Source organism: Mycobacterium sp. NGS39 (assembly GCF_059812765.1).
On the sequence record NZ_JCALDH010000013.1, the window covers coordinates 1 to 14905 of the forward strand.

Consider the following 14905-nt stretch of genomic DNA (forward strand, 5'->3'; position numbering starts at 1 on the left):
TACTCCGTCCGTTAGAGGCTTGAGCCAGCAGCTCAATAGGCATGAGAACACGGGGGCAGTTGCTCCTGTGGAGATACTCCAGGACGGCACGGGTGTTCCGTTGTGCTGTATCCATGACGGTCTAGGGCTCAGTTGGTCATATGCGTCATTAGGGCGTTATCTCGATTGCCCGATTATCGGAATCAACCAAGTCAACCGTGACGGCGAAGCTGACCCAAGATCAATCAACGCCATGGCGGCTCGCTACGCGGACAGGCTCCAAGCGGTGCACCCTTCGCCCGCATACAAGCTTCTGGGCTGGTCGTTCGGAGGTGTCGTGGCGCACGCACTTGCCGTCGAGCTGCAACGCCGGGGATGCACGGTCGAACGTCTGCTTTTGCTGGACCCGTCTTTCCCGGGCAAACGGATTTTGGCAGGGAATCAAGGCGCGGATGAAAGTCGAATCCTTGACCACATCTTGCGAAGTAACGGCATCGTGATCCCGAAGGACGTCCGACCGCTCACTTACGAGAAAGCGCAGCAACTACTTTCAGGGCAGGCAGCACTCGATTCCGCACTTCCGCCCCGTCACTTGGTGGAGTTCATGGTCGACAATATGAAAGCGAATCAACGCCATCTGCTCAGGCACAGACCGCCTCGCTTCGACGGTGACATGGTGATCTTCTCCGCATCGCGCATTCCCCGGGTGAGTGCGAGGTTCCCCGAGCTGCGAGCCAAACTCGCGATGCGTGCCCATCTGCAGAGGTGGCGGCGTCATGTTGCCGGCGAGATCACGACATACTCTGTCGACTGCACACATTACGAGATGCTCAACGCCACATCACTGACGATGTACGGCGAACGACTCAAGCGTGCATTAGAGACCTAGCGATCGAGCTCAATCTGACTGCTCAGAAGCTCCGCCCGCTTCAGTGGTCAAAGCTTGCTTATACCTTGAAGTATCAGCGACACCCCGACCAATAGGCAGATACCAAGAAGAATGCGGCGACGGTTCGCCAGCACCCAGTCGTGTACCCGGCGCAGTACCGCTTCTGTTCTCTCCGGTGCGATCAGGTATCCGACGAGGATCAGCTCGGCGACCGAATACATCACGAGGGCAAACGCGATTGCGCCGGCAACCTGCGTGCCGATCGCGACTCCGGAGGAGGCGATCATCGCAACGACAAACAGAGTGCCGTCCAATGGCATGGTCCAGAAGCCGATGAAAAACGCGATCCACAGAGAGCCGTTCTCCCATGCATTGCGGGCGCGACCGAGCAACCGCCGCATAGCAGATGCGCCGTCCAGCGTCTCGTCATGGGGGCGGCCAAGAATCCGCAAGATCGGAATCTGCCTGTGCGATTCGAGCGTCAGGGTAGAAGTGTTGGCTGCATGTGCCGGAACGGTTGTCCGCTGAGCAGCAAGGAAGCGCACGATGAGCAGTGCGGTGATGACCAGGGTCATAGATCCGAGGCCGATCTGAATGTGGGGGACAATCGAGCCCTTAGCGGGACTCGACAAATACTGCTCAAACGAGCGAAATGTCGGCATGAAATGCAGCAACATCAGTGGTACCAGCGAGTCGAACAGACAGACCGTCATGCTGCCCAGCCAGTAGGCGAGCAGGTTCTGCACAGGACGCGGCCGAGAAATCATCAGTAGCACCAGGCCGAGGCGTACTGGATTGAGCGCGGCAAGACATGCGAACCCCAGCACGGAACCCCACATGTCTAGCACCCTACCGTCTCCGGAGCATCCTTTTGCTGTTTTGGGGTCGGGCAGGGGTTCCAGGCCTGGTGCGGCAGTGGTTCGTAAAGATGGTGAGCGCTGGGCTCGAGCAGCGTACTGGAGCCTGTAGAACCGCACAAGCCAGTCTGCGGTGGCTGTACGGGGGTTCGTTCAGCGCTGCCGCGATGAAAGATGGTGATCGGTCAATCGAGGCAAAGGCACAGCTAGAACACTTATCAAGCTGATCAAAGCTAGTGGCTCCGCCAGGTCTGCGCCATGAGCGGTATAAACGTGTCCGCAAGACTTGTTGCGGCCTCAAATGAGTCGTAGGCTGCACCGCCTAGCTCGCGTGCGCCCCTCGCAACCGGCAGAGGTCCACGGTGGCGCTGGTGGGTGACCTTTGCTGACGGTTGAAGCGAAAGAGCCTCCGTAGGCGCTGCGAACCTACTCAGAACCAGGTCGGTCACCGACAAACCAGTCGGCCATCGCCACGGTCCACCCCGGCGACAACACAGCCGCACTGGGCCTGCCAACCGATGGCGTGAAGAATGGCCGCTAGTACAAAAAATTAGGTTCAAAACTAACCGAACCATCGTTTCCTCCTGCCATACTCCGGTGTATGACAGCAAATGCGCGTGTTGCTGGCCGTCCGACCGGAAAGTTCCGGGAAAAGGCGGTGACATTAATCCAGAAGGGCATGACCCGCACCCAGAAGTACATCTATCCCATCGTCACTCGCCGGTATGCCGGGGATGACATCTTGTTCATCAACTACGGGTACGAAGAAGACCCGCCCATGAACTTGCCGCTGGACCCTGCCGACGAGCGCAACCGGTACGCGATCCAGATGTACTACGCCACGGCAACGCAGGTCGACATTTCTGGCAAGCGGGTGCTGGAGGTCGGTTGCGGCCACGGGGGAGGCGCCTCGTTCATCATGCGAACCCTGCACCCGGCCTCGTACACAGGCCTCGACCTGAACCCGGCCGGCATCGAGTTCTGTCGGCGGAAGCATCAAATCGATGGCCTCGACTTCGTTCAAGGCGACGCCCAGAACCTGCCGTTCCCCGACGAATCGTTCGACGCGGTCATCAACATCGAATCCTCACAGCACTATCCCGACTTCCCACGTTTCCTTGCCGAGGTAGCCCGCGTGCTCAAACCCGGTGGGCACCTGCTCTACACCGATGCCCGCGGACCCGTAGGCCTTCCCAAGTGGGAGGCCGACCTGGCGGCCGCGCCGCTGCGGATCGTCTCGCAACGAGACATCAGCACCGAGGTCGCGCGCGCCATGGAACGAAACTGGCAGCAGGCGCAGGACGACGTCGACAAGCGGCTGCCGAAGCTTGTTCGCCCCATCAGCCACTCGATGCACCGCAAGATCTACGAGGGCTTCAAAACCGGTCAAACCCCGTACCGCATGTACTGCCTGGCCAAGGACTGAGCAGGCGGTTATCTCGCCGCGGGCGCGAAACCGCCTGCGCTCAGCCGGTTTTCGCTGGCGCCAGCTTCTCGCACAGTTGCCCCGCCAAATCCCGAATCGTCGTCGACATGTCGGTGGCACTGATGCGCACGCCCGTCTCGGTCTCGATGCGGGTACGTAGCTCCAGCGCACCCAGCGAGTCCATCCCGTACTCCGCGAGCGGACGGTCCGGGTCGATGCTGCGACGCAGGATCAGGCTCACCTGATCGGAGATCAGACGCCGCAGCCGGGTCGGCCACTCGTCGAGGGGCAGCTCGTCCAGCTCAGCACGCAGTTTGCTTGTGCCCGAACCTTTTTGGCCGGTGTCGCGGAACGCCTCGGCGAACGGGCTCTGCTGAGCGAACGCCGACAACCACGGCGCGTCGGTGATCGGCGCATAGCCGGTGTAGGCCCGCTCGTGGCGCAACAGCGTTTCGAACGCGTACGCCCCCTCATCGGGCGCAATCGCCGTACCCATTCCCTCGGCCAGCGCCGTGCCTACCCCGATCTGGCCCCAGGCGCCCCACGCGATCGCGGTGGCCGGAAGACCCTGAGCCCGCCGCCACAACGTGAAAGCGTCCAGCCAGCTGTTGGCCGCCGCGTACGCGCCCTGTCCCGGGGAGCCCACCAGTGCGGCCGCCGAGGAGAACGCGCAGAACCAATCCAACGGCTGGCCGTCGGTGGCGGCGTGCAGATTCCACGCACCGTACACCTTTGGCGCCCAATCTCTTTCGACCAGCTCGTCGGTGATGTTGGCCAGTGTCGCGTCCTCGATCACCGCGGCTGCGTGCAATACGCCTCGCAGCGGAAGACCCGTGTCCGTCGCCACCGACACCAAGCGCTCCGCCGTCGACGGTTCGGCGATATCGCCGCACTCCACCACCACGTCGGAGCCCATCGAGCGGATCATCTCGATGGTCTCCTGCGTCTTCTGATCCGGCTGGGAACGCGACGAGAGCACAATCCGACCGGCACCGCCCGAGGCCATCTTCTCGGCGAGGAACAAACCCAAGCCGCCCAGGCCGCCGGTGACGATGTAGGAACCGTCGGCGCGGAACACCGGAACCTGCTCCGGCGGCACCACAACCGTGCTCTGACCCGAACGCGGAACGTCCAGGATCAGCTTTCCGGTGTGCTGGGCGCCGCTCATCATCCGAATCGCGGTGGCGGCGTCGGCAAGCGGATAGTGCGTGGTCTCCGGCATCGGCAGCTTGCCCTGGGCGGTGAGCTCATAGACCGTCTTGAGCAGTTCGCGCACCCGATCGGGATGGCTCACTGACATCAACGCCAGGTCGACGGCATAGAACGACAGATTGCGCCGGAACGGGAACAAGCCCAACCGGCTGTCGCCGTAGATGTCGCGCTTACCGATCTCGATGAATCGCCCACCGAATGCCAGCAGCTCCAGGCCCGCGCGCTGGGCGGCACCGGTCACCGAGTTGAGCACGATGTCCACGCCGTACCCGTCGGTGTCGCGGCGGATCCCGTCGGCGAACTCCAGGCTGCGCGAATCGTAGACATGCTCGATTCCCATGTCCCGCAGCAACTGTCGACGCTGTTCGCTGCCGGCGGTCGCGAAGATTTCCGCGCCGGCGGCGCGAGCGATCGCAATCGCCGCCTTGCCCACACCGCCGGTGGCGGAATGGATCAGCACCTTGTCGCCGGCCCTGATGCGGGCCATATCGTTCAGCCCGTACCAGGCCGTGGCGGTCGCGATCGTCAGCGCGGCCGCCTCGGCGTCGCCCAGACCGTCGGGCAATGTGACGGCGAGGTTCGCGTCGCACGTGATGAACGTGCCCCAGCAGCCGTTGGCGGACAGACCGCCAACGCGGTCGCCGACCTTGTGGTCGGTCACGCCGGGCCCGACCGCGGTCACCACTCCGGCGAAGTCGATGCCAAGCTGTGGCAGCCGACCGTCGAAAGCGGGGTAACGGCCGAACGCCACCAGCACGTCGGCGAAGTTGATGCTCGACGCGGTGACCGCAACCTCGATCTCACCCGGCCCGGGCGGAACGCGGTCGCAGGCCACCAGTTCCAGCGACTCGAGGTCACCCGGCGTGCGGATCTGCAGCCGCATCCCGTCGCGCTCGTTGTCGGCGACCGCCGTCTTACGCTCCTCCGGGGACAGGGGAGTGGGGTACAGCCGCGCGGTGAACCACTCACCGCCACGCCAGGCGGTCTCGTCTTCTTCGGACTCGCTGATCAGCTGATGCGCCAGCTGCTCGGCGTCGCTGTCGTCGTCCAGGTCGATCTGAGTGGGACGCAAGTGCGCCTGCTCGGTGCCCATCACCCGGATCAACCCGCGCAGTCCGGCCTGCTCGAGGTTGGGCTGCTCGCCGGGCAGCACAGCTTGGGCATTTCGGGTGACGACGAACAAGCGGGGCGGCTCACCTGCAATCTCCGGCAGTTCACGCATGATGCGCACCAGATGCTGCACATACTCACGGCCGAGCGAAGGCGCTTCACTGTCCGCGTCGCCGTTCTTCGGTCCGGTGAGCACCACCACCCCGGTGAAGCCGCCGCCGCGCAGATGCGCCGCGAGCTGCTCGGTGTTGGCGGCGTGGTCGGCATTCAACGGCCAGCACATCGAGGTGCACTGCCCGCCAAGGTTTTTCAGCGCATCGGTCAACGCGGTGGCCACGTGGTCGGTGTTGACGGTGCTGATCAGCAACCACGATCCGGCCTCGGCGTGCTCGATCTCCGGCAGCTGTCGGTGCTGCCATTCGATGGTCAGCAACCGCTCGGCCAGCACCCGGTCGCGGCGGCCCTCCTCGGACACCGAGGTACCCAAGCGCAGCCCCTGCACCGACAGCAGCACGGCGCCGTGTTCGTCGAGCACGTCGATGTCGGCCTCGATACCGGAAGCGTCCGCCTTCGTCACCCGCGTGCAGCAGTAGTGCGCGTTGCGGGCAGCGGTGTAGGACCGCAGCCGGCGAATTCCCAACGGCAAGCCGAGCACCCCTTCACCCAACGCGCGAACCGCCGGATGGGCCTCGACCGACTGGAAGCAGGCATCCAGTAGCGCGGGGTGCACGGTGTAGGCGTCTTGCTGCGAGCGGATCTGGCGCGGCAGAGCGACCTCGGCCAGCACCACATCGGTCTGGTCGTCGCCGGTGTGGACCGCACCCAGTCCGCTGAATGCCAGGCCGTAATGCATACCCCGCTCGTCCATGCGCCGGCGGACCTCGTCGCCGTCTTCGCGTTCGGGGTTCTTCGCGAGAAGAGCGGCGATGTCGTGCGCAGAAGGCTGCTGGTCTTCGGCGACCGTGAGGGTCGCGCTGGCCTGCCGCGCAGTCTCCCCGCCCTGACTTGTCTCGACCGTGAACTCGACGACACCGGGTGCCGACGATGACGCCGACGCGCCGACGGTGGTCTGCTCGTCGAGCAGCAGCGCCTGCTCGAAACGGATGTCGCGAACTTCCGACGACTCGCCCAGCACCGCTCGTGCGGCCTCCAGCGCCATCTCGCAGTAGGCGGCGCCCGGCAGCACCGCGACGTTGCGAATCTGGTGATCGCCCAGCCACGGATGGGCGGCGGTACCGACTTCGCCCTGCCAGACGTGCCGTTCGGGTTCCTCCTGCAGGCGCACATGCGCACCGAGCAGCGGGTGGACCGTCAACGTGTAAGCGCCGTGCATCGGGGCGTCCTGCCCACCGCCGCTCAACCACAGGTGACGGTGCGTCCAGCTGGGCAGCGGCGCGTCCACCAGGCGGCCCGTCGGATACAGCACGGAGAAGTCGATCCGGGCGCCTGCGCTGTGCAGGTCCGCGACGACGCCACGCAGCCCGTGCGGCATGTTCTGTTCGCGGCGCATGCTCGCCACCGCAGCCAGCGGCACGTCGACGCTGCGAGCGATCTGGTCAAGCGCGCGGGTGAGCAGCGGATGCGGAGACACTTCCGCGAACACGCGGTACCCGTCCTCGAGCGCGGCCTGCACTGCCGTGGCGAACCGCACCATGCGGCGCACATTGTCGGCCCAGTAGCCGGCATCGAACACCGGCTCTTCGCGGGGGTCGAACAGGGTCGCCGAGTAGAACGGGACCTCAGGCTTGCGCGGCTGCAGATCCTTCAGGGCGTCGGTCAGATCGCCGAGGATCGGATCCACCTGCGGCGAGTGGAACGCGACGTCGGTGGGGACCTCGCGGGCCATCACGTCGCGCTGCTCCCACACCGCGATCATCTCGCGGACCTTCTGGGCGTCGCCGGCGATCACTGTGGACTGTGGCGAGGCCACCACCGCCACCACCACGTCGTTGATGCCGCGGGCCATCAGCTCTGAAAGCACTTGCTGTGCAGGCAATTCCACCGACGCCGTCGCGCCGTTGCCGGCGATGCGGTTCATCATCCGGGACCGGCGGCAGATGACCCGCAACCCGTCTTCCAGCGACAGCGCGCCCGCCGCGACGGCCGCCGCGGCCTCACCGAGGGAATGCCCGATCACCGCACCCGGCCGCACCCCGTATGACTTCAAGGTCTCGGCCATGGCGATCTGCATGGTGAACAGGGTCGGCTGGATGCGCTCCTGGCCGGTCACCACCTCTGGTGACGTCATCGCCTCAGTCACCGAGAACCCGGACTCGCTGGCGATCACCGGCTCGGCCTTGGCGACGGTCGCGGCGAACACCGGCTCCGTCGCGAGGAGCTGTGCTCCCATCGACTTCCACTGCGACCCTTGGCCGGAGAACACCCACACCGGGCCGCGATCGTCGTGGCCGACCGCGGGCTCATAGGGCGCGTCGCCCTCGGCGACCTCCCGCAGGGCCTCGACGAGCTCGGATTGGCTGCTCGCGATCACGCCGGTGCGCACCGGTCGGTGCACGCGGCGCCGCGAGAGCGTGTAGCCGAGATCCGGCAACGAAACATCGTGCGTTTGAACCCAGTTGGCGAGCCGGCCGGCGGTGCGGCGCAGCTCGTCGGGCGAGGTGGACGACAACGGGAACAGCAAAGACTCCGCCGACGGCTCGGTCTGCGGTGCCTGCGCAGCGGTCTCGGCCGTCTCCGGGGCCTGCTCCAGGATCGCGTGCACATTGGTGCCCGAAATGCCGTACGCCGACACGGCCGCGCGCCGCGGCCCCCGGCCGTTCGTCGGCCAGGGCGTATTCTCTTGCGGCACAAACAGATTGGTTTCGATCGTCGCCATCTTGTCAGGCAGGCGATTGAAGTGGAGGTTCTGCGGAACCACACCGTGCTGCAGGGCGAGCACGGCCTTCATCAGTCCCAGGGCGCCGGAGGCCGACTGGGTATGCCCGAAATTCGTCTTCGACGAGGCGAGGGCGCAGGGCCCGTCGACCCCGTATACCTCGGCGAGGCTGGCGTATTCGACGGGGTCGCCGGTGGGCGTTCCGGTGCCGTGCGCCTCCACCATGCCGACGCTCGCCGGGTCCACGTCCGCCGCAGCCAGCGCCTCCCGGTACGCCGCGACCTGGGCGGCCCGCGACGGGGTCGCGATGTTCACCGTGCGGCCATCCTGGTTGGCCGCGGTGCCGCGGATCACCGCCAGGATCCGGTCGCCGTCGCGCTGCGCATCCGCCAAGCGCTTGAGCAGCACGACGACGCAGCCCTCGCCGCCCACGAACCCGTCGGCGTCGACGTCGAACGCGTGGCAGCGGCCGGTGGGCGACAACATGCCCTCGGCCGAGCCGGCCGACCACTTGCGGGGGTCCAGCGCCAGCGTCACACCACCGGCCAGCGCGAGGTTGCTCTCGCCTTCGTGCAGGCTGCGGCAGGCCAGGTGCACCGCGGTCAGGCCTGACGAGCAGGCGGTGTCGACCGTCAGCGCGGGACCGTGCAGCCCGAGGACATACGCGATCCGCCCGGACGCCAAGCTGAAGCTGTTGCCGGTGAAGCCGTACGGCTGCTCGACGGCGTTGGCGTCGGCGGCCAGCAGCTGGTAGTCGCCGTGCGTGAGCCCCACGAATACGCCGGTGAGGGAGTCGGCCATCCGCTCGCGGGTCAGTCCCGCGTGTTCCATGGCCTCCCACGAGGTTTCCAGCAAGATCCGGTGCTGCGGGTCGGCGGCGGTGGCTTCGCGCTCGTTGATGCCGAAGAAGTCGGCGTCGAAACCGGCGACGTCGTCGAGGAAGGCGCCCCATTTGGAGACGGACCGGCCGGGCACCCCCGGTTCGGGGTCGTAGAAGTCGTCGGCGTCCCAGCGGTCGGCCGGGATCTCGGTGACCAGATCCTCGCCGCGCAGCAATGCGTCCCACAGCTTGTCCGGGGAGTCGATACCGCCGGGCAGCCGGCACGCCATGCCGATCACGGCGATCGGAGTGACCGGTGTGGTGCGCCCCGTCGACGACGTTACGGCTGACTCCGAGCCCGACGAATCATGCCCGGTCCCGACCGAAGCCATGTGCCCTCCTCATAGCAAACATTGAGTTGCCGTTGCCCCCCGCCAGGCTCGATACCCCCGCCCGCGCAAGATGGCCAAGATACCCGCGTTGCGATGGTCCCTTGCTCACCTCAGCAGCTTCGGGCGCGCCTCAGCAGGCAGTCACAACCGCCCACGTTAATTTCGCGCATGCCGAGTTGTCCCGAAATCCACCGAATCCGTCCCGGAAGTGACACTAGCAAAATGCCGTCGCTGTGTTTGCTGGACGGCGGTTTCTCGTGGCTACACGGTACGGGCTAGGCGCTGCGCGAGCAGGCCGGCGAACTTCGCCGGGTCTTCGGGGATGTCGCCTTCGGCGAGAAGAGCTGTGCCGTAGAGCAACTCCGCCGTCTCGGCCAGCTCCGACTGGTCAACGCCCGCCTTGTGCGCCTCGTGCAGACCCGTCACCAACGGATGGTTCGGGTTGAGTTCCAGGATTCGCTTGCCGACGGGCACCGACTGGCCGGATGCGCGGTACATGCGCGCCAGCGCCGGGGTGATGCCGAAGGTCGGAGTGATCAGGCATGCCGGTGACTCCGTCAGCCGCGAGGACAACCGCACTTCGGACACGTGCTCGCTCAGGGTTTCCTTCAGCCACGTCAGCAGGTCGGCGAACTCGCGCTGCTGCTCTTGGCGCTCGGCCTCGTGGGCCGCCTTCTCCTCCTCGGAGTCGAGGTCCACCTCGCCCTTGGCCACCGACTGCAGCGGCTTGCCGTCGAACTCGGGCACCGACCCCACCCACAGTTCGTCGACCGGGTCGGTCAGCAGCAGCACCTCATAGCCCTTGGCCTTGAACGCTTCCAGGTGCGGCGATTTCAGCAGCTGCTCGCGCGAGAGCCCGGTGGCGTAGAAGATCTGCGTCTGGCCGTCCTTCATCCGCTCCACGTATTCGGCCAGCGTGGTTAATTCCTCCTCGCTGTGCGTCGAGGCGAACGACGAGATGCGCAGCAGCGTGTCGCGGTTGTCGACGTCGGACATCAGGCCTTCTTTGACGACCGCGCCGAACTGCGTCCAGAACGTGCGGTAGTCATCCGGCCGCTCCGCCTGCATGTGCTGAATGGTCGACAGCACCTTCTTGGTCAGCCGCCGACGGATGGCCGTCACCTGCCGGTCCTGCTGCAGGATCTCCCGAGAAACGTTGAGCGACATGTCTTCTGCGTCCACCACGCCCTTGACGAAGCGCAGGTATCGCGGCATGAGCTGGTCGCAGTCAGCCATCACGAACACCCGCTTGACGTAGAGCTGCACCCCGATCTTGGCGTCCCGGGTGAACAGGTCGAACGGGGCGTGCGACGGAATGAAGAGCAGGGCCTGGTACTCGAAGGTGCCCTCGCCCTTCATCGCGATGATCTCGAGCGGATCGTCCCACGCGTGCGCGATGTGCTTGTAGAACTCCTTGTACTCCTCGTCGGAGACCTCGTCTTTGGGCTTGGCCCACAACGCCTTCATCGAATTCAGCGTCTGCGTTTCGACGGTGACGGTCTCTTCGCCGCCCTCCTCGGTGGCCGGGCTGCGCCGCTCCACCTGCATTCGGATCGGCCAGGAGATGAAGTCCGAGTACTTCTTCACCAGCTCCCGGATCTTCCACTCCGCGGTGTAGTCGTGCAGCTGGTCTTCTTTGTCTTCGGGCTTGAGGTACAGGGTGACCGACGTGCCCTGCGGAGCGTCCTCGACCGATTCGATGGTGTACGTGCCGTCCCCGCTGGACACCCACCGGGTGGCTTCGCTTTCGCCGGCCTTGCGGGTGAGCAGCTCCACTTTGTCGGCCACCATGAACGTCGAGTAGAAGCCGATGCCGAACTGACCGATCAATTCCGCTGAGGCGCTGGCATTTTGGGCCTCGCGCAGCCGCTGGCGCACTTCGGCGGTGCCCGACTTGGCCAGGGTGCCGATCAGGTCCACCACCTCCGCGCGCGTCATACCGATGCCGTTGTCGCGAACGGTGAGCGTGCGCGGATCCTTGCCCACCTCGATCTCGATGTGGAGGTCAGAGGTGTCGACGTCGAGGTCCTTGTTCCGCATCGCTTCAAGACGAAGTTTGTCCAGCGCGTCGGAGGCGTTGGAGATCAACTCGCGAAGAAAAGAATCCTTGTCGGAGTAGACCGAGTGCACCAATAAATCCAGCAGCTGGCGTGCCTCGGCCTGAAACTCCAATTGCTCGGCGTGTGCAGGCATGCGATTCCCCCACAACAGAAGTGTCGGTACCGCAACGAATAATACCGAGCGTCATTGATCGGCCGGACGCCGCCCGAGCCGCGGCTCGGCCCCTGCCGCCGCTTGCGCACGCAGGGCAGCCGGGCGCCGGGGCGACGGCAACTAAGGTAGCCAACTTGACTTTGCTGCCGGTTCCCGAGTGCACCGGCAACGGCCACTGTAGCCTGATACACGTGACACAGACTTCCCTCACTGACGTGCTGCGCGAGCGCGCCAGTCTGCAGCCCAATGAGAAGGCGTTCACGTACATCGACTACGACCAGGACTGGGAAGGCGTTGCCCAAACCCTGACCTGGTCGCAGTTGTATCGGCGTGTGCTGAATGTGGCGCGGGCGCTCGACGAGCACGGATCGCCTGGTGACAGGGTGCTGATCCTGGCACCTCAGGGCTTGGAGTACATCGTGTCGTTCTTCGGCGCCCTGCAGGCGGGCCAGATCGCGGTTCCGCTCGCGGTTCCGCTGGGCGGCGCCGCCGACGACCGCGTCGACTCCGTGATGCAGGACGCGTCGCCGTCGGTGGTCCTCACCACGTCGTCAGTCGCCGGGATCGTCACCGAACACCTCAAGGCGGTAGGCGGTCAATCCGCTCCGGCGGTCATCGAGGTGGATTTGCTGGATCTCGACGGGCCGACAGGGTCGGTCTCCCGCAAAGCCGACTACCCGGAGACCGCCTATTTGCAGTACACCTCCGGGTCCACCCGTTCGCCCGCGGGCGTCATGATGTCGCACAGAAATGTGCTGGCGAATTTCGAGCAAGTGATGTCCGACTACTTCGGCCATTACGGAAAAATTGCGCCGCCGGATACCACCATTGTGTCGTGGCTGCCGTTCTACCACGACATGGGTTTGTATTTGGGAGTCTGCGGGCCGGTGCTCTCCGGAATTCACGCGGTGCTCACCAGCCCGGTGGCCTTCTTGCAGCGGCCGGCGCGATGGATTCAATTGCTCGCCCGCAACAGCAAGGCCTACACGGCCGCACCGAACTTCGCGTTCGAGCTCGCGGCCAAGAAGACCTCCGACGACGACATGGCCGGCCTCGATCTGAGCGACGTGCTCGTCATCGCCACCGGCAGTGAGCGGGTACATCCGGCCACGCTTCGGCGCTTCACTCAGCGGTTCTCTCGCTTCAACCTGCCCGAGGCCGCGATCCGGCCGTCATACGGTCTGGCAGAGGCGACGGTGTATGTAGCCACGCGCGACGCAACCCAACCGCCGGCCATCGTGCGGTTCGACACCGAGAAGCTGACCGCCGGCAACGCTCAGCGCAGCGAAAACGGCGGTGGCACACCGCTTGTCAGCTACGGGGTGCCGCGCTCGCCGATGGTCCGCATCGTCGATCCGGACAAGCACACCGAGTGCGCGGCTGGAACTGTCGGCGAAATCTGGGTGTACGGCGACAACGTCGCGTTGGGCTACTGGGGCAAGCCGCAGGAGACCGAGAACACGTTCCGCGGAAACATCGTCGCTCCGTCGGCCGGCACGCCGGAGGGTCCGTGGCTGCGCACCGGCGACTCGGGTTTCCTCTTCGAAGACGAGTTGTTCGTCATCGGCCGGATCAAAGACCTCTTGATCGTCTACGGCCGCAACCACTCTCCGGACGACATCGAGGCGACCATCCAGGAGATCACCCGCGGCCGCTGCGCGGCGATCGCGGTTCCGGACAGTCACACCGAAAAGCTGGTCGTGATCATCGAGGCCAAGAAGCGAGGGGAGACGCCCGACGAGGTCGCCGAGCAGCTCGACTCGATCAAGCGGGAAGTCACGTCGGCGATCTCGAACTCCCACGGGCTTGCCGTCGCGGATCTGGTCCTCGTGGCGCCGGGCTCCATTCCGATCACCACCAGCGGCAAGGTGCGGCGGGCCACCTGCGTCGAGCATTACCGGCACGGCCAGTTCGAGCGGTTGGACGCGTAGCGCCTGCTCGCCCTCAGGGCTTCGGAAGGTGCTCAGCGCGACGCGCTGGTGAACCACTTCGTCTTGATGCGCCACGAGTGCGCCGACGCCAACGCGAAACCGGCGCCGCAGATGCACGCGAACAACCACACCAGTGTGCCGCCTTCGATGGACTGAAGCGGCGTCACGTACGCGGTGGTGATGCGCACGAGGCACGCCACGATGCCACTGGCCGACGCGGCGAGGTACACGTTGGCGATGCGGCGGGAACGCGGATCCTCGCGCAGCACCAACAGGGCCCGCGAGCCGTACGCGAGCAGGTAGATCAGCGTGCCGCACAGCAGCAGCCAGTAGGTGTCGAGCCAGAAATCGGTGGGCACCTCGAAGAAGTCGGCCCGGTAGATTGCGGCACCGTTGCCTATGGAGAACGTGGCCAGCAGCAGCGGGATGCACAGCGTGGCCGGGCGCTCGACGTACTGCTTGAACGAGGCCTGCATGGCGTCGTCGTCTTGCAGCCGCCCCAGCGCGTTGTAGACGATGGCCGATGCCGCGACGATGTAGCAGTCGTGGCCGATGTAGTCCTCGAGATTCCACTTGCCGGTCAGCGCGTGCAGGGCATGGCCGAGGGTGGCCGAGGCAAGCGGAGACATCAGTAGCACGGCGAGGCCCTGCAACGCGATGTTGAGGGTTGCCGCGACCTCCCAGCGGCATGACCAGGTGAGGCGGCGAATCCACAGACTCCAAGAAATGCACGCCAGCGTGATCGTGATGAGCGTTGCTAATGCCATGGGCTCTTGCCTTTGTGCCGGGCCAGTGTCAGCGAATGCTACAGCTAACCGGCGCTACAGCGGGGGTGCATCGGCGCGCGGTTTCAATTCAGACAGCTTCGGGCGCCGCCGAGTGGGGGGCGCCTGTCGCACGGTGGCAACTTGGAAAGGAGTGGACTGCAGGTAGCTGGCCACCTCGTCATGGCTCATCAACCCGAACCTGATCTGCAGATCTGGGTAGCTCAGGTGAAACCTGTCAGCCACGCGGCGCAGCTCCTCGGCGTCGGGGTAGTCGTCCTCCTTGATCCGCCGGTAGTAGGTGCTGCTGGAGATGCCGAGCGCGTCGTAGATTTCCTTGGCGTCGACATCCCCGTCGAGGAGGTAGCTGAGCAGGGCCTTCAATTGCCTGCCGTTCTCGTCTGTCCGTGGCACTCCCTCACGATAGACGCTTGGACCTCTTTTGGGCAGCCCCCAGCAAACATCGGACGGTGTT

General features: G+C 65.2%; 8 protein-coding genes. 3 read left to right on the forward strand and 5 right to left on the reverse strand.

Features of this window, described 5'->3' with window-relative positions:
- The coding region (locus AC5Y39_RS17570) for a thioesterase domain-containing protein (protein WP_500020381.1) at window positions 1-868 on the forward strand (868 nt) is incomplete at its 5' end.
- A 47-nt stretch (window positions 869-915) separates the two neighbouring features.
- Here the strand turns inward: AC5Y39_RS17570 and AC5Y39_RS17575 are convergent.
- Entirely contained in the window at window positions 916-1707 is a 792-nt protein-coding gene (locus tag AC5Y39_RS17575; protein WP_500020383.1) for a GAP family protein, read from the reverse strand.
- A 697-nt stretch (window positions 1708-2404) separates the two neighbouring features.
- Between AC5Y39_RS17575 and AC5Y39_RS17580 the strand changes: the two genes are divergently transcribed.
- Window positions 2405-3151 carry a phthiotriol/phenolphthiotriol dimycocerosates methyltransferase gene (locus AC5Y39_RS17580; RefSeq protein WP_500020385.1) on the forward strand — a complete coding sequence of 249 codons (747 nt, stop codon included), beginning with the start codon at window positions 2405-2407 and terminating at the stop codon, window positions 3149-3151.
- Window positions 3152-3191: 40 nt separating this feature from the next.
- Here AC5Y39_RS17580 and pks2 read toward each other — a convergent pair whose 3' ends face one another.
- Window positions 3192-9521 carry a sulfolipid-1 biosynthesis phthioceranic/hydroxyphthioceranic acid synthase gene (gene pks2 / locus AC5Y39_RS17585; protein WP_500020387.1) on the reverse strand — a complete coding sequence of 2110 codons (6330 nt, stop codon included), beginning with the start codon at window positions 9519-9521 and terminating at the stop codon, window positions 3192-3194.
- 261 nt (window positions 9522-9782) lie between these two features.
- Entirely contained in the window at window positions 9783-11714 is a 1932-nt protein-coding gene (gene htpG, locus AC5Y39_RS17590; RefSeq protein WP_500020389.1) for a molecular chaperone HtpG, read from the reverse strand.
- A gap of 212 nt (window positions 11715-11926) precedes the next feature.
- Between htpG and AC5Y39_RS17595 the strand changes: the two genes are divergently transcribed.
- The gene (locus AC5Y39_RS17595; RefSeq protein ID WP_500020391.1) at window positions 11927-13666 is read left to right on the forward strand and encodes an AMP-binding protein; all 1740 of its coding nucleotides are present in this window, start codon (window positions 11927-11929) and stop codon (window positions 13664-13666) included.
- 32 nt (window positions 13667-13698) lie between these two features.
- Here the strand turns inward: AC5Y39_RS17595 and AC5Y39_RS17600 are convergent, their stop codons facing one another.
- Both AC5Y39_RS17600 and AC5Y39_RS17605 read right to left on the reverse strand, forming a co-directional pair.
- On the reverse strand, window positions 13699-14433 hold the full coding sequence (locus AC5Y39_RS17600; RefSeq protein WP_500020393.1) for a hypothetical protein: 735 nt from the start codon (window positions 14431-14433) through the stop codon (window positions 13699-13701).
- 54 nt (window positions 14434-14487) lie between these two features.
- Window positions 14488-14844, reverse strand: a complete 357-nt coding sequence (locus AC5Y39_RS17605) for a helix-turn-helix domain-containing protein (RefSeq protein WP_500020395.1) — start codon at window positions 14842-14844, stop codon at window positions 14488-14490.
- Window positions 14845-14905: the final 61 nt, after the last annotated feature.